At 64.6% G+C, this 22821-nt stretch carries 22 protein-coding genes; 11 read left to right on the plus strand and 11 right to left on the minus strand.

The genetic code is table 11. The annotated features are described in order from the left end of the window. Positions 1 to 143: 143 nt before the first annotated feature. The 5 genes from GGQ90_RS22315 to dnaE all read right to left on the minus strand — a co-directional run bounded on the left by GGQ90_RS22315 (position 144) and on the right by dnaE (position 6636). The gene (locus tag GGQ90_RS22315) at positions 144 to 785 is read right to left on the minus strand and encodes a glutathione S-transferase family protein (RefSeq protein WP_188083997.1); all 642 of its coding nucleotides are present in this window, start codon (positions 783 to 785) and stop codon (positions 144 to 146) included. Between the two features lie 109 nt (positions 786 to 894). Then, positions 895 to 1485: a GNAT family N-acetyltransferase gene (locus GGQ90_RS22320; RefSeq protein ID WP_188083998.1), complete on the minus strand. Its 591-nt coding sequence runs from the start codon at positions 1483 to 1485 to the stop codon at positions 895 to 897. Continuing rightward, entirely contained in the window at positions 1482 to 2456 is a 975-nt protein-coding gene (locus GGQ90_RS22325; RefSeq protein ID WP_188083999.1) for a carbon-nitrogen hydrolase family protein, read from the minus strand. The genes GGQ90_RS22320 and GGQ90_RS22325 overlap by 4 nt, the downstream gene beginning before the upstream one ends. A 194-nt stretch (positions 2457 to 2650) precedes the next feature. Beyond that, positions 2651 to 3061: a ketosteroid isomerase-related protein gene (locus GGQ90_RS22330; protein ID WP_188084000.1), complete on the minus strand. Its 411-nt coding sequence runs from the start codon at positions 3059 to 3061 to the stop codon at positions 2651 to 2653. 32 nt (positions 3062 to 3093) lie between these two features. Beyond that, complete coding sequence (gene dnaE / locus GGQ90_RS22335; protein ID WP_188084001.1) at positions 3094 to 6636, minus strand: DNA polymerase III subunit alpha; 3543 nt, start codon at positions 6634 to 6636, stop codon at positions 3094 to 3096. Positions 6637 to 6809: 173 nt separating this feature from the next. Between dnaE and GGQ90_RS22340 the strand changes: the two genes are divergently transcribed. Beyond that, positions 6810 to 8615, plus strand: a complete 1806-nt coding sequence (locus GGQ90_RS22340; protein WP_188084002.1) for a diguanylate cyclase — start codon at positions 6810 to 6812, stop codon at positions 8613 to 8615. Here GGQ90_RS22340 and GGQ90_RS22345 read toward each other — a convergent pair. Both GGQ90_RS22345 and GGQ90_RS22350 read right to left on the minus strand, forming a co-directional pair. Further along, a complete protein-coding gene (locus GGQ90_RS22345) occupies positions 8604 to 9290 on the minus strand; it encodes an ABC transporter ATP-binding protein (RefSeq protein ID WP_188084003.1) in 687 nt (228 codons plus the stop codon). The two genes, GGQ90_RS22340 and GGQ90_RS22345, sit on opposite strands and share 12 nt — an antisense overlap. Beyond that, complete coding sequence (locus tag GGQ90_RS22350; protein WP_188084004.1) at positions 9283 to 10533, minus strand: lipoprotein-releasing ABC transporter permease subunit; 1251 nt, start codon at positions 10531 to 10533, stop codon at positions 9283 to 9285. Before GGQ90_RS22350 ends, GGQ90_RS22345 begins: the two co-directional genes overlap by 8 nt. Before the next feature lie 618 nt (positions 10534 to 11151). Here GGQ90_RS22350 and GGQ90_RS22355 point away from each other — a divergent pair. Beyond that, positions 11152 to 11619 (plus strand): Hsp20 family protein, encoded by a 468-nt coding sequence (locus tag GGQ90_RS22355; RefSeq protein ID WP_010337347.1) that lies wholly within the window; start codon positions 11152 to 11154, stop codon positions 11617 to 11619. Positions 11620 to 11683: 64 nt separating this feature from the next. Here GGQ90_RS22355 and GGQ90_RS22360 read toward each other — a convergent pair whose 3' ends face one another. Continuing rightward, positions 11684 to 11869, minus strand: coding sequence for a hypothetical protein (locus tag GGQ90_RS22360; protein WP_026109318.1), 186 nt, complete (start codon positions 11867 to 11869; stop codon positions 11684 to 11686). Between the two features lie 102 nt (positions 11870 to 11971). On the opposite strand from GGQ90_RS22360, the gene rpiB reads away from it, so the two are divergent. The 4 genes from rpiB (at position 11972) to GGQ90_RS22380 (ending at position 15363) form a co-directional block, all read left to right on the plus strand. After that, positions 11972 to 12409, plus strand: a complete 438-nt coding sequence (gene rpiB, locus GGQ90_RS22365) for a ribose 5-phosphate isomerase B (protein ID WP_188084005.1) — start codon at positions 11972 to 11974, stop codon at positions 12407 to 12409. An 11-nt stretch (positions 12410 to 12420) separates the two neighbouring features. Further along, positions 12421 to 13740, plus strand: a complete 1320-nt coding sequence (gene glyA / locus GGQ90_RS22370; RefSeq protein WP_246428380.1) for a serine hydroxymethyltransferase — start codon at positions 12421 to 12423, stop codon at positions 13738 to 13740. 6 nt (positions 13741 to 13746) lie between these two features. Beyond that, positions 13747 to 14208, plus strand: coding sequence for a transcriptional regulator NrdR (nrdR, locus tag GGQ90_RS22375; protein WP_010337343.1), 462 nt, complete (start codon positions 13747 to 13749; stop codon positions 14206 to 14208). Between the two features lie 66 nt (positions 14209 to 14274). Continuing rightward, entirely contained in the window at positions 14275 to 15363 is a 1089-nt protein-coding gene (locus GGQ90_RS22380) for a TrmJ/YjtD family RNA methyltransferase (protein ID WP_188084006.1), read from the plus strand. Here GGQ90_RS22380 and GGQ90_RS22385 read toward each other — a convergent pair. Beyond that, positions 15360 to 15656: a chorismate mutase gene (locus GGQ90_RS22385; protein WP_188084007.1), complete on the minus strand. Its 297-nt coding sequence runs from the start codon at positions 15654 to 15656 to the stop codon at positions 15360 to 15362. The two genes, GGQ90_RS22380 and GGQ90_RS22385, sit on opposite strands and share 4 nt — an antisense overlap. A 256-nt stretch (positions 15657 to 15912) precedes the next feature. Between GGQ90_RS22385 and rpsD the strand changes: the two genes are divergently transcribed. After that, complete coding sequence (gene rpsD, locus GGQ90_RS22390) at positions 15913 to 16527, plus strand: 30S ribosomal protein S4 (RefSeq protein ID WP_188084008.1); 615 nt, start codon at positions 15913 to 15915, stop codon at positions 16525 to 16527. 138 nt (positions 16528 to 16665) lie between these two features. Here rpsD and GGQ90_RS22395 read toward each other — a convergent pair whose 3' ends face one another. Further along, the gene (locus GGQ90_RS22395) at positions 16666 to 18606 is read right to left on the minus strand and encodes an alpha/beta hydrolase family protein (protein WP_188084014.1); all 1941 of its coding nucleotides are present in this window, start codon (positions 18604 to 18606) and stop codon (positions 16666 to 16668) included. 173 nt (positions 18607 to 18779) lie between these two features. Here GGQ90_RS22395 and GGQ90_RS22400 point away from each other — a divergent pair, with 173 nt between their 5' ends. The 4 genes from GGQ90_RS22400 to GGQ90_RS22415 all read left to right on the plus strand — a co-directional run bounded on the left by GGQ90_RS22400 (position 18780) and on the right by GGQ90_RS22415 (position 22453). Further along, entirely contained in the window at positions 18780 to 20453 is a 1674-nt protein-coding gene (locus tag GGQ90_RS22400) for a M28 family peptidase (protein ID WP_188084009.1), read from the plus strand. 66 nt (positions 20454 to 20519) lie between these two features. After that, positions 20520 to 20876 carry an EexN family lipoprotein gene (locus GGQ90_RS22405; RefSeq protein WP_188084010.1) on the plus strand — a complete coding sequence of 119 codons (357 nt, stop codon included), beginning with the start codon at positions 20520 to 20522 and terminating at the stop codon, positions 20874 to 20876. Then, a complete protein-coding gene (locus tag GGQ90_RS22410) occupies positions 20876 to 22012 on the plus strand; it encodes a glutathionylspermidine synthase family protein (protein WP_188084011.1) in 1137 nt (378 codons plus the stop codon). The genes GGQ90_RS22405 and GGQ90_RS22410 overlap by 1 nt, the downstream gene beginning before the upstream one ends. A 60-nt stretch (positions 22013 to 22072) precedes the next feature. Then, positions 22073 to 22453: a hypothetical protein gene (locus GGQ90_RS22415; RefSeq protein WP_188084012.1), complete on the plus strand. Its 381-nt coding sequence runs from the start codon at positions 22073 to 22075 to the stop codon at positions 22451 to 22453. 92 nt (positions 22454 to 22545) lie between these two features. On the opposite strand, the gene GGQ90_RS29100 is transcribed toward GGQ90_RS22415, so the two are convergent. Continuing rightward, positions 22546 to 22821 (minus strand): hypothetical protein (locus GGQ90_RS29100; protein WP_223178397.1); only part of this gene is annotated, 276 nt, incomplete at its 5' end.

A 22821-nucleotide genomic window follows, 5' to 3' on the forward strand; every position in this document is an offset into this window, starting at 1 on the left:
GAAAGCCGCCCTCGAAGACCCGGGTTCGCAAAGCCCAGCCGCCCCATCGCCACCACCGACCGATGCCGGCGACTCGCAATGATCGACTTTCTTCTTCTCTGCCCGATCAGCGTGACGATGTCAAGAAGAATGTTCCATATGGGTTATTCCACCTTGCCCAGCATCCGCGCCTCCTGCGCCATCGCCCCGGCAAGGCTCGGCCGCGCCCGCAGCCGATCGAGCCAGGCCTTCACCCTGGGCCAGCGCCCGTCCTTCAACCCGTTGCTGCAATAGCAGACATTGATCAGCGGACAGGCGACGGCAATGTCGGCCAGGGTGAAGCGATCCTCCACCAGCCAGCCGCTTTCCGGCAATGTCGCTTCCAGATAGTCATAGATGCCCGGCATCTTCTCCGCCTCCGCCCGGTCGGCACGGGCCGGGTCGTGCGGCATGTCGAGCAGCTTGCCGACCACCCGGTTGAAGAAGATGTCGACGCCCACCGGCTGGGCGATGGTGTCGGCAAATTCCTCATACCATATCGTCCGCGCCCGCGCCTTCGGCTCGGTCGGGATCAGGTTCGGATCGGGGCGCAGCGCATCCATATAGGTTATGATCGCGGTCGAATCGCTGATCGCGAAATCGCCGTCGACCAGTGCCGGGATCTTGCCGAAGGGGGACGCCCGCTCGAACTCCGCGCCGCCCTTGCCGAACCCGGCCGGCCGCACCTCCACGTCGATCCCCTTTTCCGCTGCAAAGACAATGACCTTGCGCACAAAGGGCGACGGCCGCGCGCCATAGATGATCATGCACCCACTCCTGCTTTTCTGGTGGTGGAGCGCCGATCCTGCCAGACCAGTCGCATAGTGCAACGCTATAACGGCACGGCTGGCCCGGCCAAAGACCCGGCCCCGCCCCTTACAGCGCCCGCATCCAGAATTGCATCGGGTGGCTGACCTTTTCGCTGCCGCCAATTTCCTTCCAGCTCATCTCGCACAGCGCCCCCTCGATCGGCGCATAACCGCGCTTGCGCCAGAAGGGGGCAAGGTCGCGGGCATCGGCCGGGCGGCGCGGGTCGTCCTCTTGGCGCACCACGCCGCAGAAGATCGCAAAATCAGCGCCAGCGTCGCGCGCTGCCGCCTCGCGCGCGTCGAAGAAGAGATGGCCGATGCCGCGGCCATGATAGGCCGGCAGCAGCACGGACTCGCCGAAATAGAAGCTGCGCGCGACATCGATGCCGGCCGCCACCAGCGGCGCGACCAGGCTGTCGGGCTGCCCCGCCAGCGGCGACGCGGTGGCGATGCCGACCGGCTCCTCGCCGATCCGCGCCCGCACCAAAGTCGCCCGGTCGCTCGCCAGGAAAGCGCGCAGATATTCCTCCTCATGCGCGGCATCGCCCTCATAGAGATAGGGCCACTCGCGGAAGATGCGGATGCGCAGCGTCGCCAGCGCCTCCAGCCCCTCTGCGTCGCTGGTCACGCGGTCGACGATGATCGACGGCTCGGTCATTCTGCAATCTCCTGATCTTCGATTTGCGGCGCGGCCGGCGCATCGTCGCGCGCGGCATCGCTGGCCATCTGCGCGATCACGTCCGACCCCGCGCCATTCTGGATGATGTGGAAGGGCACATGCTGTTCGGGCCAGTGGCGGAACGGCAGCACCGTGCCGTCCGCGCGCAACTGGTCGACCATGGCCATGTCGATGTCCGCCACCACCCAGGCCGGGCTATTCGCCTGCCCCAGCGCGATCACGCCATCGTCGGGCATCATGCCGTCGGGCGGGCCGAAGGCACCGGCGGCGCCGAAATTCTCGTCCATGCAGGGCAGCCAGGGGGCCATGCCGACGCTGGGCGACTGGACGACGAAGCATTGATTTTCCATCGCCCGCGCCTGCGCGCCGATCCGCACCCGCCAATAGCCCTGCATCGTGTCGGTGGCCGACGGCGTCAGGATCAGCTTGGCACCAGCCTCCGCCTGCGCCCGCGCGATCATCGGAAACTCGACATCGTAGCAGATCGAGATCCCGACCGGGCCGATCGGCGTGTGGATGAGGTTGATGCTGTCGCCGCCGCTGATGCCCCAGCGCTCGCGCTCGAACCGGGTCATCATGATCTTGTCCTGATGGCCGGTGGTGCCGTCGGGGCAGAACAGCCGGGCGCGATTGACGATCCGCCCGTCGCTTTCCCGCACCGGCCGGCTCCCCGCCAGGATCATGATGTCCAGCCGCGCCGCAAGCTCGGCATGGACGCGGTCATAGGCCTCGCCAAACTGCATCACCAGGTCGAGCGAGGCGGCAAGGTCCGCCGCCCGCTCTGGATCGATCCCGGCCAGCTCCATCGCCGCATATTCGGGGAAGATCGCCAGGGTCGCGCCCAGCGCGGCCGCCTCCTCGACCCAGCGAGTCAGCTTTTCCTGCCAGGCGGCAAAGCTCTGCACCTGCTCGATCGGATATTGGGCGGCGGCAACGCGGATCTGGGTCAAGGATACCTCAGTATGGGATGGCGACAGGACAGGCGGCAGGCTTAATCTTGTTTGGAATGCGCCTCTGGCGCATCCGCACCGGCCCACACCCTCACCCGACCCCCATCAGGGTAGCATATCTGGGTGGTCGGGTGGGGGCGTGGGCCGGTGCCGTATCAAAAATGCGTTCTTTCGCGCATTTTTCAAATGGACTCTTAGCCCGCCTCGACCTGCGCGATCCAGTCGGCCAGATTATAATGGTTGGAAATGCGCGCAATGCGGCCGTCCACGATGTCGAAGAAGGCGCCGACGCGCAGATGATAGGTCTGGCCAGCGGCCGGCGGCAGCCCCTCGTCCGTCACCAGATAGCGGCCGTCCAGCATGAACTCCGCCGCCGCCCGCGTCCCTTCCGCATTGGCCAGCACGATCGGATCGATCACCGTCTCGGCATAGCAACGGTTCATATGGGCGAGGAAATCGGCGAACGCCGCCTTGCCGATGCGGGCCACGCCCTGGCTCGGCTCGTGCCGCACATCGTCGGCCAGCAGCGCCAGCATCCCTTCGGCATCCTGCCGGTTGAAGGCGTCATAATAGGCATGGACCAGAGCCAGGGTCGCTTCGGACACGGATTTCTCCTCAGACTGGAAAACGGGCGGGATCAGCCGACCAGCCGCATGGCCGATCGGCGGTTGCGGGTGCGATAGCCGTCCGACTTCGCCTCCATCCGCGCCAGATTATGGACGGTCAGCCCGGCAATGCCGCTGATCGCGTCGACCTGATCGGCGCCCAGCGTGAAATCGTCGCCCAGGAAGACGCGGGCCGCCTTGCCGTTGCCGACCGGCGCGCGGACGAACACCTCGCACCGTCCGCCCCGGCTCCCCGAAAGGATCGCCGCCAGCCTGGCCACGGCCTCGACCTTCTCGATATCCAGCACCAGTTCCATGCGCGACACGTTGGCGATCTCGCGGAACGGCTCCATCCGGCGCACGGTGACGCGTGGCGTTTCCTCGCCCGGCAGGCGATCCAGCTCGACATGCAGCAGCGCGCAATCGCCCTCGCGCGCCAGTTCCTCGATCTGCTTGCACGCATCCTCGTCGAAACAGCTCGCCTGGAACTGGCCGCTCTGGTCGGAGAAGGTAGCGTTGGCATAGCGCGCGCCGCGCCGCGTCTCGCGCCAGCGCACATCCTCGACCATTGCCGCCATGATGCCCATCACCCGCCCTTCGGCATTGGGCATGCCCATTGGCTGCGAACAGATTTCACCATAGCTTTTCGCGCCCCGCGCATCGGCCAGATGGCGGAAGCGGTCGACCGGATGGGCCGAGAAATAGAAGCCGAACGCCTCCTTTTCCTGCGCCATCCGGTCCGATACGGTCCAGGCCTGATGCGGCGGGATGCGGACGTCTTCATGCGCCGTCTCGACATCGCCGAACAGGCCACCCTGCCCGCTTTCGCGCGCCTGCGCCGCGCTCGCCGCGACGCTCAGGATCGTCTCGGCGGCGGCATGCACCCCGGCCCGGTCGGCATGGATGGTGTCGAACGCGCCGGCCGCCGCCAGGCTTTCGAGCTGGCGCCGGTTGAGCAGGCGCGGTTCGATCCGGTCGGCCAGATCGTCCAGGGTCTTGAACGGCCCGCCGGCTGCGCGCTCGGCGACCAGTAGTTCCATCGCCTTCTCACCCACGCCTTTCAGGCCACCCAGCGCATAGCGCACGGCAAAGCCCAGGCGCGGATCGTCGCCCTCATACGGCACTGCCTCGACGGTGAAGTCGGCCTCGCTCTGGTTCAGGTCGGGCGGCAGGCAGGTCATGCCCATGCGCCGCATATCATCGACGAACACGGTCAGCTTTTCGGTCAGATGGATATCGAACGCCATCGACCCGGCATAGAATTCCGCCGGATAATGGGCCTTCAGCCAGGCGGTCTGATAGGCGAGCAGGGCATAGGCGGCGGCGTGCGACTTGTTGAAGCCGTAGCCGGCGAACTTGTCGATCAAGTCGAACAGCTCGTTGGCCTTGGCCGGCTTGATGTCGCTCCTGGCGCAACCCTCGACGAAGCGCGATCGCTGCGCGTCCATCTCCGCCTTCACCTTCTTGCCCATGGCGCGGCGCAGAAGGTCGGCGTCGCCAAGGCTGTAGCCGGCCAGGATCTGCGCGGCCTGCATCACCTGTTCCTGATAGACGAAGATGCCATAGGTTTCTTCGAGGATCGGCTTCAGCAGGATGTGCGGATATTCAATCTCTTCCTGGCCGTTCTTGCGGCGCCCGAACATCGGGATATTGTCCATCGGGCCGGGACGATAGAGCGACACCAGCGCGATGATGTCGCCGAAATTGGTCGGACGCACGGCCGCCAGCGTCTTGCGCATGCCTTCGGATTCCAGCTGGAACACGCCGACCGTGTCGCCACGCTGGAGCAGTTCATAGACCTTGGCATCGTCCCAGGAGAGCGTGTCGAGATCGACCGTGACGCCGCGCCCCTTGAGCAGCTGCACCGCCTTTTGCAGCACCGACAGCGTCTTGAGGCCGAGAAAGTCGAACTTCACCAGCCCCGCGCCCTCGACGAACTTCATGTCGAACTGGGTCACCGGCATGTCGGATCGCGGATCGCGATAAAGCGGCACCAGCTGGCTCAACGGCCGGTCGCCGATCACCACGCCGGCCGCGTGGGTGGAGCTGTGACGCGGGAAGCCCTCCAGCTTCATCGCATAGTCGATCAGGCGCTTGACCTGATTGTCATTGTCATATTCCGCCTTGAACTCGGCGACGCCGTTCAGCGATCGCTCCAGGGTCCAGGGATCGGTCGGATGGTTGGGCACCAGCTTGGCGAGGCGGTCGACCTGGCCATAGCTCATCTGCAGCACGCGGCCGGTGTCCTTCAGCACGGCGCGGGCCTTCAATTTACCGAAGGTGATGATCTGGGCCACATGGTCGCTGCCATATTTCTGCTGGACATAGCGGATCACCTCGCCGCGCCGGGTTTCGCAGAAGTCGATGTCGAAGTCGGGCATGGACACGCGTTCCGGGTTCAGGAAGCGCTCGAACAGCAGGCCCAGTTGCAACGGGTCGAGATCGGTGATGGTCAGCGCCCAGGCGACCAGCGATCCGGCACCCGAACCACGGCCCGGCCCCACCGGAATGTCATGGTCCTTGGCCCATTTGATGAAGTCGGCGACGATCAGGAAATAGCCGGGAAAGCCCATCTGGATGATGATGTCGGTCTCGAACTTCAGCCGGTCGAGATAGGGCTGGCGCCCTTCCGCGCTGGTGATGCCCAGCTTCTCCAGACGCGCATCGAGACCGGCCGCCGCCTGATCCCGCAGCATGATGCCCTCGCCCTCTATATCGCCGGCCAGGCTGGGCAGGATCGGCTTGCGCTTGGGCGCCATCACCGCGCAGCGCTGGGCCACGACCAGCGTATTGGCCAGCGCCTCGGGCAGATCCTCGAACAGGCGCTTCATCTCCGCCGCCGGCTTCATCCACGCGTCGGGCGAACTGGTGCGGCGATCGGGCGTCTCGACATAGGCGCTGTCGGCGATGCACAGCATCACGTCGTGCGCCGCGTGAAATTCCGGTTCGGCAAAGCAGGTCGGGTTGGTCGCGACCAGCGGCAGATTGCGGTCATAGGCCAGGTCGAGCAGCTGCGGCTCCGCCTTGCCCTCGACCGGGTCCAGCCGGCGGCATATCTCGACATAGAGGCGATCGGGGAACAGCGCCTGCAAGCGGTCGGCATAGGCGAGCGCGGCGTCGGGCTGATCCTCGGCAAACAGGCGGGCGATCGCTCCCTCCCCGCCGGCGGTCAGCGCGATCACGCCGTCGGTCCGCCCCTCCAGCATGTCGAGCGTGACATGCGGCACTTCCTCCAGCGGCCGGTCGAGGTGCGCCATCGACACGAGCGCACAGATATTGTCATAGCCGCCGGCATCCTGCGCATAGAGGGCGATCCAGTCATGCACCGCCGGCGCGTTGGACGGCCGGCCCGGCCGCGCCACGCCCAGCATGGCGCCGACGATCGGCTGCACGCCCTCGCCCTTGCAACCATCGGAAAAGGCCATCGATCCATAAAGGCCGTTGCGGTCGGTGATCGCCGCCGCCGGAAACCCCAGGGCCTTGGCCTGCTTGGCGATCTTCTTGGGGTCGATCGCCCCTTCGAGCATGGTGAAGGACGAAAAGATGCGCAGCGGTACGAAGGCGGAATGAGACATCGCGGCAATCTAACGACGCCCGCGCCCGCGCGCCAGTCCCGGCCTACGAAAAGCTGTGGACAAGATCACCACTTGTCGCTTGCCAAGGACCGCGCTCGCCGCAAAATAGGCAATGTCACCAGGTCGCCGGCGTAACGAATTGCCAAGTTATCGGGCCTAGGTTAGGCGCCACCATGCGTTTATCCACGATCACCAACTGGGCCTATGGGGCCACCGTCCTGCTGACCCTGGCATCGGGCACGACGATGCTGTTCGCCTCCGGGGCCGAGCAGCGCGAACGCGCCGCCGTCACCCAGCGCGCCACCTTCGACCAATTGACCTCCACGCTGGAGGAGGATGTCTATCGCCTGACCGAACAGGCGCGCGGCTATGTCATTTCCGGCGATCCCAGCCATCTGGTCGTCTATCGCCGTGAAAAGGAAGCGCTGCGATCGGTCGAGGATCGCATCCGCCATCTCAAGGATGCGGGCGCCAACGAGAATGAATTGAACGCCCTGCGTCAGGCGATCCAGTGGTCGGACGCCCTGGCCGAAGAACAGGAGGTCGCGATCAAGGCGGCGCAGGCCGGTGACGACAAGACCGCCCGCACCATATTGTTCGGCGACGAATATGGCCGTGAACTCGACCGGGTGGCCGCCCAGGTCGGCCGCTTCCAATATATGCTGGACCATCGCACCGACACGGCGGTGCAGGGTGCGACCGATACCGCACGCCAGTGGCGGACCATGTCGGAAATCATGCTGGGCGTTACCGCGTTGCTGTTCCTGTGCGTCCTCTATTTCGTGCTGAAGCAGCGCATCCTCCATCCGGTGGTGCGGCTGAGCGATGTCGTCACCCGCCTCGCCGCGCAGGATTTCGCGGCGGTGCCGCCCGATTTCCCGCAGGTGGACGAGATTGGCGACATGGCGCAGGCAATCCGCATTTTCCGCGAAAATGGCCTGGAACGGCAGCGACTGGAGCAGGAGCGCGACGTCGACCGCACCATGCGCGACCTCCTGTCGCGCATGACCCAGCGATTGCAGGGCTGCGACAGCACCGCCGACCTGGTCGAAGTCGTGCGTCGCTTCACCCCGGAAATCACGCCCGATTTTCCCGGCCGCCTCTATATCCATGACATCCGTCGCAACATGATGCTGCAAGCCTGCGACTGGCTCGATCCCAGACAGTCGCGCAGCGATTTCCCCGCTTCGGCCTGCTGGGCGCTGCGGCGCGGCCAGGTCCACAAGCCGCGCGGCGAGATGGTCGACATTGCCTGCGAGCATCTGGAGGGCGAAACCGCCGTCCCGACCATCTGCATCCCGCTGGCGGCGCAGGGCGAAAGCATCGGCCTGCTCTATTTCGAACAGACCCGCGACATGGATGCCGAACATCTCGACCGGGCCGAAAAATATCTGGAGATGCTGGCCGAGAATATCGGCCTGGCGCTCGCCAATCTGCGCCTGCGCGATGCACTGCGCGAAATGGCGATGGCCGACGCACTGACCGGCCTGCCCAACCGCCGCCATTTCGACGCCATGTTCGAAGCACTGGTGGACGAGGCGGAGCGCAACCATGCCCCGCTCGCCTGCCTGATGGTCGACATCGACCATTTCAAGCGGTTCAACGACAGCTATGGCCATGATGCCGGCGACGCGGTGCTGCGCGCGGTCGGCGCCGTGCTGGGCGACTCGCTGCGCGAACAGGGCTTCGCCTTCCGCCTGGGCGGCGAGGAATTCGTGCTGCTGATGCCCGGCTTCACGCTGGAGCAGGCGCTGGCCCGTTCGTCCCAGATCCAGCAGCGCATCCGCGACCTGCGGGTCGAACATCGCGGTCAGGAACTGGGGCCGATCACCGCCTCGTTCGGCCTCGCCGCCTGCCCCGACCATGGTCCTGCCACCCGGCTGGTCACGACCGCCGACGCGGCGCTGCTGCGCGCCAAGGGCGATGGCCGCGACCAGATCATGGTCGCGACCCCGCGCGAAGGGCTGTTACCGGCCTGACGCCTCTTCCAACCGCCCTTCGTGCAGGCGGACGACCCGGTCCATCTTCTGCGCCAGCCGCTCATTATGGGTGGCGACCAGCGCCGCCGATCCTTCGCCCCGCACCAGGCGCAGGAATTCGGCCAGCACCACGTCGGCGGTGCGCTCGTCCAGATTGCCGGTCGGCTCGTCCGCCAGCACCAGCGCCGGGCGATTGGCGAGTGCGCGGGCGACCGCCACGCGCTGCTGCTCGCCGCCCGACAACTGGCTCGGCCGATGGTCGAGCCGATGGCCCAGCCCCAACGCCGTCAGCAGCGATTCCGCGCGGGTCCGCGCCGCCGCCATGGTCGCGTCGCGGATCACCTGCGGCAGCACGACATTCTCGGTCGCGTTGAAATCGGGCAACAGGTGGTGGAACTGATAGACGAAGCCCAGCGCATCGCGGCGCAGGCGGGTCCGCCCGTCATTGTCGAGCTTCGCCGCTTCCTCGCCGGCAATGCGGATCGATCCGTCGAAGCCGCCTTCCAGCAGGCCGACCGCCTGCAACAGCGTCGACTTGCCTGAGCCTGACGGTCCCAGCAGCGCCACGATCTCGCCCGGCCCGACCGTCAGGTCGACGCCGCGCAGCACGTCGATGGTGACGCCGCCCTGGGTGAAGCTGCGGGAAAGGCCGCTGACCTTGAGGACATCATTCATAGCGCAGCACCTGGACAGGATCGGTATTGGCAGCCTTGAAGGCCGGATAAAGGGTGGCGAGGAAGCTGAAGACCAGCGCCATCAGACAGATGATGACGATCTCGACCGGATCGGGCTTGGACGGCAATTCGGTCAGGAAGCGGATCGAGGGATCCCACAGATTCTGCCCCGTCACGAACTGGATCACATTCACCACGCTCTGGCGGAAGAAGAGGAAGGTGAAGCCCAGCACCATGCCTGCCGCCATGCCGAGCGTCCCGATGGTGACGCCTACCGTCATGAAGATCTTGACCAGTCCGCCCCGGCTCGCCCCCATGGTGCGCAGGATCGCGATGTCGCGCGTCTTGGCACGCACCAGCATGATGAGCGAGGACAGGATGTTGAACACCGCCACCAGCACGATGATCGACAGCACGACGAACATCGCCACCCGCTCGACCGCCAGTGCCTCGAACAGGCTGGCGTTCATCTGGCGCCAGTCCTGCACCACGGCGCGACCCGCGACCTTGGCGGCCAGCGGTTCCAATATCTGGCCGACCCTGTCGGCATTGACCGTCTCGACCTCGATCATGCTGACGACATCGCCCAGCAGCAACAGCGTCTGCGCATCCTCGATCGGCATGACCACGAAGGCCTTGTCATAATCATAGACGCCGACCTCGAAGATCGCCGCCACCTGATAGGATATCTGGCGCGGCATCGTGCCGAACGGGGTCGCGCGGCCAGCCGGGTTCATGATGCTGATATGGTCGCCGACCTGGATGCCCAGATTTTCCGCCAGGCGGACACCGATGCCGACCTTCTCGCTATTGGCCGTCAGCGCATTGAGATCGCCGGCGACGACCTTGCCCTTGAGCGTCGTGTTGCTGCGAATGTCGGGCACGGTCATGCCACGCACCAGCACGCCCTCGACCCGGCCCTGATAAAGGCCGAGCAGTGGCTGTTCGATCAGCGGGGTCGCGCTGGTGACGCCCGGCGTCGCCTTGGCTTCCTTCAGCACATCGCGCCAGTCGGGCAGGCGCCCGCCATAGCCCTGCACCACGGCATGGCCGTTGAGGCCGACAATCTTGTCGAACAGCTCCGCACGGAACCCGTTCATGACGCTCATGACGATGATGAGCGCGGCGACTCCGAGCATGACCGCGGCCAGGCTGATGCCGGCAACGAGGAAGATGAAGCCTTCCCCCTTGCCCGGCAGCAAATAGCGCTTGGCGATCATGCGTTCGTAGCGGGATAGAATCATGGTGGCGCGAATGGCCCTTCTGGTGGTGATGCGGCCGGTCTAGCAGGCTGAGCCTTAACGGCAAGGATTGCGGAATTGTTGCACACGGGACACAGGCCGATACAGAAAATCACAGCGGCCGGATTTTGCCCGTGACAGCAGGCTGCGCCAGTCATAGCAAGGCTCCCGAGGCACAGGCAAAAGGCCGTGGTTCAGGGATACTGCTTCCCACTTCAAGCTTAGGGGGCTGAGAAGTCGGTAGAGGCAGGCCAAGGGGGAGACGAGCAATCGTCCATTAAGTGCCCGGATCGCGAAAGCGGCCCGGGCACTTTTTTGTTCGGCGACTCTTGGGCGCCCGCCCCGTTCAACTTCGTATATTTGCCGCACATCTTGGCATTTTCGGATTCAAGACGGAAATTTTGTTACGTTCCCGTCCATTTTCCGCGCCCTCTTCTCGCCAGTCTATCGCCCGCGGGCGCTGTAGGACAGGCCGCGCGATGCTTCGCCCCAGCCCCCTCTTGAACAACGCAAAGAGCCAACCATATCAATCTCGTCCGGCCGCCACATGGGGTCGGGCGCAAGCATAGGCCGGACGCCGAAGACCGGGTCCGCCAGGATCATTTTGCTCTGTTGGAGATTATGAGCATGCGTGGTTTCGACCTTACCCCCTATCGCCGCTCGACCGTCGGCTTCGATCGTCTGTTCGACCTGATCGAAAATAACGCCCGTCTGGCGCAGGGCGACAATTACCCGCCCTTCAACATCGAACGCCTGGCCGAGGACCGCTATCGCGTGACCCTGGCCGTCGCCGGCTTCCGTCCCGAGGAAATCGACATCACCGCCCAGCAGAATCTGCTCCAGGTGATCGGCCGCAAGGATGAGACCAACGCCGACCGTTCCAAGTTCCTGCATGTCGGCATCGCCAATCGCAGCTTCGAACGCCGCTTCGAACTGGCCGATTTCGTCCGCGTCGAAAAGGCGGACCTGGCCGACGGCCTGCTGGTGATCGAACTGGTGCGCGAAGTGCCCGAAGCGATGAAGCCCAAGAAGATCGCCGTGAATGGCGGCCATCTGGTCGACATCAACAAGGATCGCGACGCCGCCTGATCCGGCCACCCGAAACAAGCACAGGGCGCGACCGCAAGGTTGCGCCCTTCTTGCTGCCCACCGTTCAGCGCGCCTGCTGCGGCGGCGGCATCGGTATCGCGCTGATCGCGACATTGCCGAACATCACCAGCCCCGCGACGATCATCAGCACCCCGCGCTTGCGGTCGCCGCGCTTCACGATCGCGTAAATTCCCCCGCCGGTCAGCAGGATACCCGCCAGCATCAATATCGAAAGGATCATGCCCGCCATGGGCCAGTCCATAGGCGCCTAGCTGGACTGTGGCAATTGGCGGCCCATGCCCCTATGAGGCGCGCAGAAACGAATCACCCCAAGCCGCAGGGGAACGCACCCATGAAAATCGCCATCGCTTCCGATCATGCCGCCGTCGACCTGAAGGCCGAACTTGCGCAATGGTTGCGCGACGAGGGCCATGAGGTCGCCGACCTCGGCCCGGCCACCGCCGATCGCGTCGATTATCCCGATTTTGGTTACAAGCTCGCGACCGCCGTCGCATCGGGCGAAGCGGAACGCGGCATCGCGCTCTGCGGCTCGGGCATCGGCATCTCGATCGCCGTCAACCGCAACCCGGCCTGTCGCTGCGCCCTCGTCGGCGAACCGCTGTCGGCCGCGCTGTCGCGCGAGCATAATGACGCCAATGTTCTGGCCATGGGTGCGCGCCTGACCGGCATCGACATGGCCAAGGCCTGCGTCACCGCCTTCCTCACCACCGAGTTCGGCGGAGGCCGCCATGCCGGCCGCGTCGAGAAACTGTCCCAGCCCGCGCTCTGAAAGGACTTGAGATGAGCACCGAAACCCTCACCCAGCCCAACCTGTCGGACATTCGTCCCGAAGGCTATTTCACCGCAGGCCTGGCCGCTGCCGATCCGGCCGTGTTCGCCGGCGTTGCCCAGGAACTGAAGCGCGAGCAGACCCAGATCGAACTGATCGCGTCGGAAAATATCGTGTCGCAGGCCGTGCTCGAAGCGCAGGGCAGCGTCTTCACCAACAAATATGCCGAAGGCTATCCGGGCAAGCGCTATTATCAGGGCTGCGCCCCGTCGGACGTGGTGGAACAGCTCGCCATCGACCGCGCGAAGCAACTGTTCGGCTGCCAGTTCGCCAACGTCCAGCCCCATTCGGGCGCACAGGCCAATGGCGGCGTGATGCTGGCGCTGGTCAAGCCCGGCGAAACCATCATGGGCCTGTCGCTCGACGCCGGCGGTCACCTGACCCACGGTTCCAAGCCCAGCATGTCGGGCAAGTGGTTCAACGCCGTGCAATATGGCGTGCGCGAAGACACCCATGTCATCGACTATGACGCGGTCGAGGCCCAGGCGATCGAGTGCCAGCCCAAGCTGATCATCGCCGGCGGCAGCGCCTATCCGCGCCAGATCGACTTCGCCCGCTTCCGCGCGATCGCCGACAAGGTCGGCGCGCTGCTGATGGTCGACATGGCCCACTTCGCCGGCCTCGTCGCCGGTGGCGCCCATCCCTCGCCCTTCGGCCATGCCCATGTCGTGACCACCACCACGCACAAGACGCTGCGTGGTCCGCGTGGCGGCATGATCATGACCGACGACGAGGCGATCGCGAAGAAGATCAATTCGGCGATCTTCCCCGGCCTGCAGGGCGGCCCGCTGATGCATGTCATCGCCGCCAAGGCTGTCGCCTTCGGCGAAGCGTTGCAGCCCGAATTCAAGACCTATGCGCAGGCGATCGTCACCAATGCCAAGGCGCTGGCCGGCAAGCTGGAGCAGCGCGGCCTGGCCGTGGTCTCGGGCGGCACCGACACCCACCTCGCCCTCATCGACCTGCGCCCCTATGGTATTTCGGGCAAGGATGCGGACGAGGCGCTGGAACGCAGCTTCATCACCTGCAACAAGAATGGCGTGCCGGGCGACCCGCTGCCGCCGACCAAGACCAGCGGCATCCGCGTCGGTTCGCCGGCCGGCACCACCCGCGGCTTCGGCGTCGCCGAGTTCCAGGATATCAGTGACATGATCGCCGACGTGCTGGAAGGTCTGCGTGACAATGGCGAACATGGCGATGCCGCCGTCGAAGCCAGCGTCCGCGAGCGTGTCGCCGCGCTTTGCGCCCGCTTCCCCATCTATCAGGGGTAAGCCCGCTTGCGCTGCCCCTTCTGCGCCCATGAGGACAGCCAGGTAAAGGACAGCCGGCCGACGGAGGATGGCAATGCCATTCGCCGTCGCCGGCAGTGCGAAGCCTGCGGCGCGCGCTTCACCACCTTCGAACGCATCCAGTTGCGCGACATCTGGGTGGTGAAAAGCGAGGGCCGCAAGGAAGCGTTCGAGCGCGACAAGCTGGCCCGCTCCATCGGCATCGCCTGCCGCAAGCGGCCGATCGACCCCAGCCGGATCGAGAAGCTGATTTCGGGCATTCAGCGCCAGCTGGAAACCAGCGGCGAAAGCGAGATCCCGGCGCGATCGATCGGCGAGATGGTGATGGAAGGGCTCAAGCGCCTCGACAGCGTCGCCTATATCCGCTTCGCCAGCGTCTACAAGGACTTCACCGACGCCCGCGACTTCGAGGATTTCGCGAGCACGGTGAAGGAGGTCGGGAGTGAGTAAAATCACTCTCGCCCGCCGGACACCCAAGGTCCGTTCGGTTCGAGCCTGTCGAGAACCGCGCGCGCAATGAGTTTCTGGGTCTATATCCTGCGCTGCTCCGACGGGAGCTATTATACCGGTCACACCGATGACCTGGAGCGCAGGATAGCCCAGCATCAAAGCGGCACCATTGCCGGCTACACGCACGACCGACGTCCGGTCGAATTGGTTTTCAGCGAGACATTCCCCGATCGGATTGACGCCCTGGAGCGTGAACATCAGATCAAGGACTGGTCCCGCAAGAAGAAGGAAGCCCTGATAAGGGGAGATTGGAAAGCGGTCTCGGATGCTGCGCGTTCTCGACCACGGGTCTCGACTTCGCTCGACCCTGGCTCGAACCGAACGGAAGCGGAGGTGGCTCAGCCCCTACTCAGGACGAACGGAATTATGACTGACACCTCCCCCCTCCCCCCCGTAATCGTCCTGGTCCGTCCGCAATTGGGCGAGAATATCGGCAAGGCGGCGCGGGCGATGCTGAATTTCGGGCTGACCGAGATGCGGCTCGTTTCCCCGCGCGATGGCTGGCCCAATCCCGATGCCGGCCCGGCGGCGGCGGGCGCGGACTTCATCCTCGACAAGGCGCAGGTCTATGAGACGCTGGCCGATGCGGTCGCCGACTGCGCCCATGTCTATGCCACCACCGTGCGCAAGCGTGGCGTCACCAAGCCGGTGGTCACGCCCGAGGAAGCGGCACAGGAAATCCATGCCGCACAGGGCCGCTGCGCCTATGTGTTCGGGCCGGAACGCTCGGGGCTGGAGACGGAGGATGTCGCACTGGCGCGCAAGATCCTGACCGTGCCGATCAACCCGGAATTCGGCTCGCTGAACCTTGCCCAGGCGGTGATCCTGTGCGCCTATGAATGGTCAAAGCAGGCCAATCTGGCGCAGCCGACCGTGACCGAGCTGGGCGAACCCGCGCCGCAGGAGGAGCTGGAAGGCATGATCCTGCAGCTCAACACGCTGCTGGAGAAGGTCGGCTATTTCTTCCCGCCCGACCGCGCGCCCGCGACCAAGCTGACGCTGCGCAACCTGCTGACCAAGCCGGGCTGGAACCATCTGGAGGTGCGCACGCTGCGCGGCGTGCTGTCCCACCTCAACCGGCCGCGCGAGCGTTAACCCCGCGTGCGGTCATACTCCGCCATTTCATAGGCGATCGAGGCTTCGACCAGTTGCTCCCACAGGTCCGCGATCACATCGCCGGGGGCGCCCAGCCGCTCGGCCTCGGCGCGTACATTGTCGATCACCTGGCGCTTGCGCGCCTCGTCCCGCACGGCGCTGCGATCCGGCTTGATCCGGGCGGCGGCGCGCATATGGGCGAAACGCTGGTCGAGCAGGGCGACGAGCTGGCGGTCGAGGGCGTCGACACCGGCGCGCACCTCGATCATGCTGGTATAGTCTTCGGGCTTCATGGCCGCCGGATTAAGGCCCGCCCCCCGGCCTGTCGAGGCCCCAGTCGCGACAGATGTCCGGGCTTGACATAATACCCCACCTTCTCCATAGGCGCGCCTTCGCGATTGGCCCCGCATCCCGGTGAAGCGGCGGCCCTGTCCCTGAAATATGGAAACAGGCGATGACCGGGAAGCCTTCGCCCTCCGCTGTACGCGGACCTCGGTCCATCGGATCTGGAGGGCGGATAACGTAGTATGCAGTTGTAAGGAATTAGGTATGTCGAAGCGCTCTAGCGCCAAGTACAAGCTCGACCGTCGTATGGGCGAGAACATCTGGGGTCGCCCGAAGAGCCCGGTCAACAAGCGCGAATATGGCCCCGGTCAGCACGGCCAGCGCCGCAAGGGCAAGATGTCGGATTACGGCATCCAGCTCCGCGCCAAGCAGAAGCTGAAGGGCTATTACGGCGACATCACCGAAAAGCAGTTCAAGAAGAACTATTTCGAAGCCAGCCGCATGAAGGGCGACACCGGCCAGAACCTGATCGGCCTGCTGGAGCGCCGCCTGGACGCCGTCGTGTATCGCGCCAAGTTCGCGCCGACCATCTTCTCGGCTCGCCAGATCGTTTCGCACGGCCACATCTATGTGAACGGCGTGAAGTGCAACATCGCCTCGCGTCTGGTGAAGCCGGGCGACGAAATCACCCTGGGCAAGAAGGCGCAGGAAATGGCGCTGGTTCTGGAAGCGCAGAGCCTGCCCGAGCGTGACATCCCCGACTATGTCGCCCCCGACGGCGCCACCAAGGTCACCTACATCCGCGTTCCGACGCTGGACGAAGTGCCCTACCCGGTGAAGATGGAACCGAACCTGGTCGTCGAATTCTATTCGCGCTAATCGGTCCTTCCGGACAGAATTTGGAGAAGGGCGGCCCCGCAAGGGACCGCCCTTTTCTTTTGGCCTTTTTCTTTGGCCATTACCTCACCTGGACGCAGGACAAAAAAGGGGAGGCCCGAAGCCTCCCCTTTCCTTTTCCTATTTCCCCGCCTGCAGCAGGAAATCGGCGCTCTGCTGAAGCATGTCTGCCCGTGCGTCGCTGTCGTTCAGACCGTGGGTCAGGCCGTCATAGACGACCAACCGGCTGCGCTTGCCCGCGCCCTCCAACTTGGACTGCATCGCACGCGCCTGGCTGATGTCGACATTGCCATCGTCGGTGCCGTGGAACATCAACACCGGCGCACGGAATTCAGCGGCATGGTTGATCGGCGATGCGTCCGCTGCGTCGCTGCCGGTGCCCATGCGCTTCTGCTGCAGCAGATAATCCGCATTATATTGCGACCGTCGAATACGATCGGCGAAATCGGTGACAGGTGCGATCGCCACCACCGCTTTGAACAATTTGGGATCGATCGCCTGCGCCTGCAGCGCCGCATAGCCGCCATAGGACCAGCCCAATATGGTGAGTTTCGTGGGATCGGCGCCGCCCTCCGCCACCAGCCAGCGCCCCGCATCGACGATATCGCCGATCGCCGTCTGCCAGGAACGATAGCCGTTGCGCATGAACCATTGTTCGCCAAAGCCCGCCGACCCTCGAAACTGCGGCTGGATCACGGCAAAGCCGCGCGCGGCATAATATTGCGAGAGCCAGTCAAAGCCCCATTCGTCACGTGCTTCCGGCCCGCCATGCGGCATCACGATCGCCGGGAGTCCCCTTGCGCTATCCTTGCCCGGCGGCAGGGTCAGATAGGCGGGGATGACGGTGCCGTCCGACGCCTTGTAGGAAATCGACTTCATCTGTGCCAGGGCCTGTCCCGCCAGTTCCGGGCGGTCGGGCATCACCGGCGACAATTTCTTGGCGGTGCGATCGAACAGATAATATTGTCCGGGATCGGTATCGCTACCGGCCCAGACCAGAATGCGCTGCCGATCCTGGCTCATGTCGCCAATATAGACGGCCTTGCCGCCCAGCGCCTTGCCCAGCGACGCGACCAGCGCCTTCACCTGCTCGTCGAAATAGACGACCCGGTAATCGTCCTCGCTATAGCCGACACCCACGACGCGCCGTTCCCGACCGACTTGGACAAGGCGGTTCACGTCCACCGTCGGATGGGCATAGACGACCGACTTCTTCAACCCCGAATCCAGTTCGATGCTGACCAGCGCCGATCGGCCATCGATCCGTTCGAAACCATAGACGATATTCTTCTCGGCATCGACCGCATAGGGATTGAAGCCGGTGCGATCGCTGAAATTATAGGTTGCAAGGTCGCTCCATTCCCCCTTGCCCAGGGGACGGTAGAGATAGCGGATCGTGCCCTTGGCATAGCCTGAGCCCTTATTTTCCTGAAGGCCCATGACGCGAACAGTGCCGCGACCGTCCGAGATATATTCGACCGCCAGCGTCTGGGGCTGTTCGATGCGTTTGGATCCACCGGTACGGGTATCCACACGATCGACGCCAAGCCCTTGCAGCTTCTGATCGATCAGGCTGCCAACCTTCGCTTCAGGGACATAGGATCGGGTCATCAGCACCGATCCTTCCTCGCCTGCCGTCAGGTCGATGATCTCGCCGCCGCGCAGGTCGAAGCCCAGGGCATTTTCCCCATGCCGCTTGCTGAGCGGGCGAACATTGCCGCCGGCTGCATCGACCGCGAAGACGCTGCTGAAGCCATAGACATCGTCGCCGACCCGGCTTTCGCCGCCGATGGTGCAGGCCAGCCGATCGTTCGAAGCCCAGTTGCAGCGATACAGATATTCCGGCTTGCCGCTGGCGCCGGCGACCACCTTGGGTTCCGCACCTTCCTGCGCATTGAGCACATAGGTGCGGGTCGTTCGCCCTGCGCCAGCCGTGACCAGCGCGATCTTTTGCCCATCGGGCGACAGGCTGGCGGAAATCACCGTCTCGCGCGCGCCAAAGGCCTTGGCCAGCACATCCGGCTCGGCCTGGGCGATCGTCGACAAGGAACAGAAACCCATCAGCGCGCCGAGACGCACCGTGTTTGCAACGCAATTCATAATGTAAAAATACTCCCCCAAAATTCCCCGGCCCGATTGCTAACCAACTACGACAATTGTGACAATCGGCATTTCTTGCCCTCGGCCCGTGGCGGTGGCATCAGGCGCATTCCATAAAGACAAGGGTTCCCTCCATGCGCAGCTCCGTCGCGGCGATCGCCGCCGTTCTCGCCCTTTCCGCTCCTGCTCTGACGCCCGCCGTCGCGCTGGCCGCCCCGGCTGCCAAGAGCGACGCCGCCCCCTCGATCGACACGATGAAGCGGCTGGTGAAGGAGCTTTCGTCCGACGCCTATGAAGGCCGTGCGCCCGGCACCGTGGGCGAGGAAAAGACGCTGGCGCTGCTGACCGCGGAGTTCGAGAAACTGGGCCTCAAGCCCGGCAACAAGGGCAGCTGGTTCCAGGACGTGCCACTGGTCGAGATCACCGCCAAGAATGTTTCGGCGCTCAGCTTCACCGGCGGCAAGGCCCCGATCACCGCCGCCTATGGCCCGGAAATGGTGATCGGCACCTATCGCACCACCCAGCCCAGGATCGAGGTCAAGGACAGCCCGGTCGTGTTCGTCGGCTATGGCATCAACGCCCCGGAAAAGGGCTGGAACGACTATGCGGGCCTCGACGTGAAGGGCAAGACGGTGCTGATCCTGGTCAATGACCCGGATTATCAGACGCCGGGCCTGACCGGTCCGTTCAACGGCCGCGCCATGACCTATTATGGCCGCTGGACCTATAAGTTCGAGGAAGCCGCGCGCCAGGGTGCCGCCGCCGCGATCATCATCCACGACACCGAGCCGGCCGCCTATGGCTGGAACGTCGTCCAGTCGAGCTGGACCGGGTCGCAGCATGTCGCCGACAATCCGGGCGGCAATGCCGACCAGTCGGCGGCGATCGGCTGGATCCAGAAGGACAAGGCCGCCGCCCTGTTCGCCGACGCCGGCCTCAACCTCGACCAGCAGATGGCCGCCGCCAAGCAGAAGGGCTTCAAGGCCGTGCCGCTGGGCGCGATCAAGGCCAATGTCTCGTTCGACAATGACCTGCGCAAGCATGCGTCGAAGAATGTCGTCGCGCTGCTGCCGGGCAAGACCCGCCCCGACGAATATGTGCTCTACAGCGCCCATTGGGATCATCTGGGCCATTGCCAGGCGGCGCCCGACGGCGACGATATCTGCAACGGTGCGGTCGACAATGCCACCGGCACCGCCGCGCTGGTCGCGCTGGCCCAGGCCAATGTGAAGGCCGGCCCGTCCGACCGCAGCCAGGTGTTCCTGGCCGTCACCGGCGAGGAATCGGGCCTGCTGGGTTCGGCCTATTATGGCAGCAACCCGGTCTTCCCGTTCAGCAAGACCGTCGGCGGCGTCAACATGGATGCGCTCAGCGTCGCGGGTCTCGCCAGGAATGTCGTCGTCATCGGCAAGGGCAAGTCGCAACTCGACGCCTATCTTGACCGGGCACTGGACGCACAGGGGCGCGTCGCCACGCTCGAACCGACCCCGGAAAAGGGCTATTATTACCGCTCCGACCATTTCAGCTTCGCCAAGCATGGCCTGCCGATGCTCTATTTCGAGGGTGGCGAGGATCTGGTGAAGGGCGGCACCGCCGCCGGCATGGCCGCGGCCGAGGATTATACCGAGCATCGCTATCACGGTCCCAAGGACGAATATGATCCCAACTGGGACTGGACCGGCGTCGCCGCCGACCTGAAGCTCTATTATGACGTCGGCCGCGCGCTGGCCAACACCAGCGACTGGCCCAACTGGGTCGATGGCGACGAATTCCGCGCCATCCGGGACAAGGACCGCGCGGGCAAGTGAAGGCAAAGGCTGGCGACGGACAAAAGCCTGTCGCCAGCCTTTCATCTTGCCGTCTATACTGTCGGCATGACTCAGACATTCGACCGGCGCGTCCTGCCGATCACCTCCGCCGTGGCGGCCGCGCTGCTCGTCTCCGGTTGCGCGCGCGAACCTGACACCGCCAATGCCGATGTGCGCGTCTGCCGCGACGCGGAAGGGCGCCGGGTGGATGACAGCAATTGTCGCTCCCATGCCGGCGGCGGCATCGCGAGTGGCGCATTCCTCTGGTATTATCTCAATCGGGGCAGCACGGTCGCACGGGTCGGCCAACCGCTCGGCGGCGGCTCCATCGCCCCCAGCTTCGGCCGGAATTATGGCGAGGCATCGCCCGCCACGGTGACGCGCGGCGGCCTGGGCCTGTCCGGCCGCACCGGCCTGTCCTGATGGAACGGATAGACTGCACGCCGCGCCCGGCCTGGCAGGCGCGGGTGGAATCGCTCGGCCTCGTCTGGCACGGCGCGAACGATCGCCCCTATTGGGACGAAAGCGCCGCCTGGCGCTTCACCCCGGCGCAGGTCGAAACGATCGAGACGGCGACGGCCGAACTCTACCGCCTGTTCATCGCCGCCGGCCAGCATGTTCTGGACCATGATCTGCTCGGCGACTTCGGCATCCCCGATTTCTGCCACGAACCGATCCGGCAAAGCTGGGACGGGGAGCCGGCCGCGCTCAACTATGGCCGGTTCGACCTTGGCTATGACGGGGCGGGGCCGCCCAAGCTGTTCGAATTCAATTGCGACACGCCGACCAGCCTGCTGGAGGCATCCGTCATCCAGTGGGACTGGAAGGAAGCGGTCTTCCCGCACGCCGACCAGTATAACAGCCTGCATGAGCGGCTGGTCGCCAGATGGCGCGCCATCGCCCCACCGCGTGGCACGTCCATGCTGCACCTCACCTATGTCGACGGCAATATGGGCGAGGATGCGGTGACGGTTGCCTATATGGCGGACACGGCGCGGGAAGCGGGGATCGACACGCAACGCATCCTGGCGACCGATCTTGGCTGGGACAGCGCCCGCCGCCGCTTCGTCGACCTCGACTATCGGCCGATCGACGCGCTCTATCATCTCTATCCCTGGGAATGGATCGTCCACGAACCCTTCGGCCGGGAGGTGATCGAAAGTCTCGATACGACGCTCTGGATCGAGCCGATCTGGAAGATGATCTGGAGCAACAAGGCGATCCTGCCGATCCTGTGGGATCTGTTCCCCGGCCACCCCAATCTGCTGGAGGCCAGCCGCGTGGCCATGACCGGCGACCATGTGGTCAAGCCCTTGCTCTCCCGCGAAGGCGCCAATATCCGCATCGTCCGCAATGGCGAAACCGTCGCGCAGAGCGGCGGCGACTATGGCGAGGAAGGCTACGTCTACCAGCGGCTCTATACCCTGCCCGGTGCAGGCGACCGGCGGCCGGTGCTGGGCAGTTGGGTGGTGGATGGCGACCCGGCCGGCATGGGCATTCGCGAGGATGGGCCGATCACCGGCAATGCCGCGCGCTTCGTACCGCACATCATCGGCTGAAGGTTCAGCGCGGGTTCAGCACTTCGGGCTGACCTTGCCCCGTCCTGTAGGAGCAACGCCATGCGCATAACCCTTGCCCTGCCCAGCCTGTTTCTGACCGCCCTCGCCCTGCCGGCCGCGCTGCCCGCGCAAATCGCGCCGAAGACAGAACCGACCCCCACCCCCGGCCCGGTCAATGTCCGGGTCGAACCGCGGCCCGCAGGCGATTATGAACTGGATCGCGCGCGTCAGGATATACGGGACGGTCGCAAGAGCGGCACGCTCAGCAAGAAACAGGCGCGCGCGCTTCGCCGCGAGGCCGACCGCGCCGACGCCCAGGCCGATCGCAGCGCCCGCGATGGCCTCAGCTATTCAGAGCAGCGCGAAATCGACATGCAAGGCCGCGCCCTCCAGAGCCTGACCGAAGCCCAGCGCAGCCAGCCGGGCGGAAAACGGCCTTAGGGCTTGATGGGTGAAATACGGAGGGCCTGTTTGCAGACATTGGGATCGCTTAAGCGAACGACTAATTGAACTGCGACAACTCCACCAACGTGTCATTTCGTTATAGCGACATTACCAACGCCCCAAGTTTCTATGTCACAGTCCCCAAACAAGTGCATCTGCCGTACTTTTTGGCCAGACGTCTTATCGATGATGTCGATATTTACTGAATGATTAGGATCATCTTCCGGATAGGAAGAGTCTCGATGAACAACAGGAACAAACTGAAATTTTTCAGAGCCTGTCTTGAATCTCATGCGTAACGAGCGATGCGCCTGATGAGGACGACGGCGGCAGCTGCATATAGAAGTGCAGTTGCGGATTTGATG

Origin of the sequence: Sphingobium scionense (assembly GCF_014197035.1) — a bacterium.
Taxonomy (GTDB): domain Bacteria; phylum Pseudomonadota; class Alphaproteobacteria; order Sphingomonadales; family Sphingomonadaceae; genus Sphingobium; species Sphingobium scionense.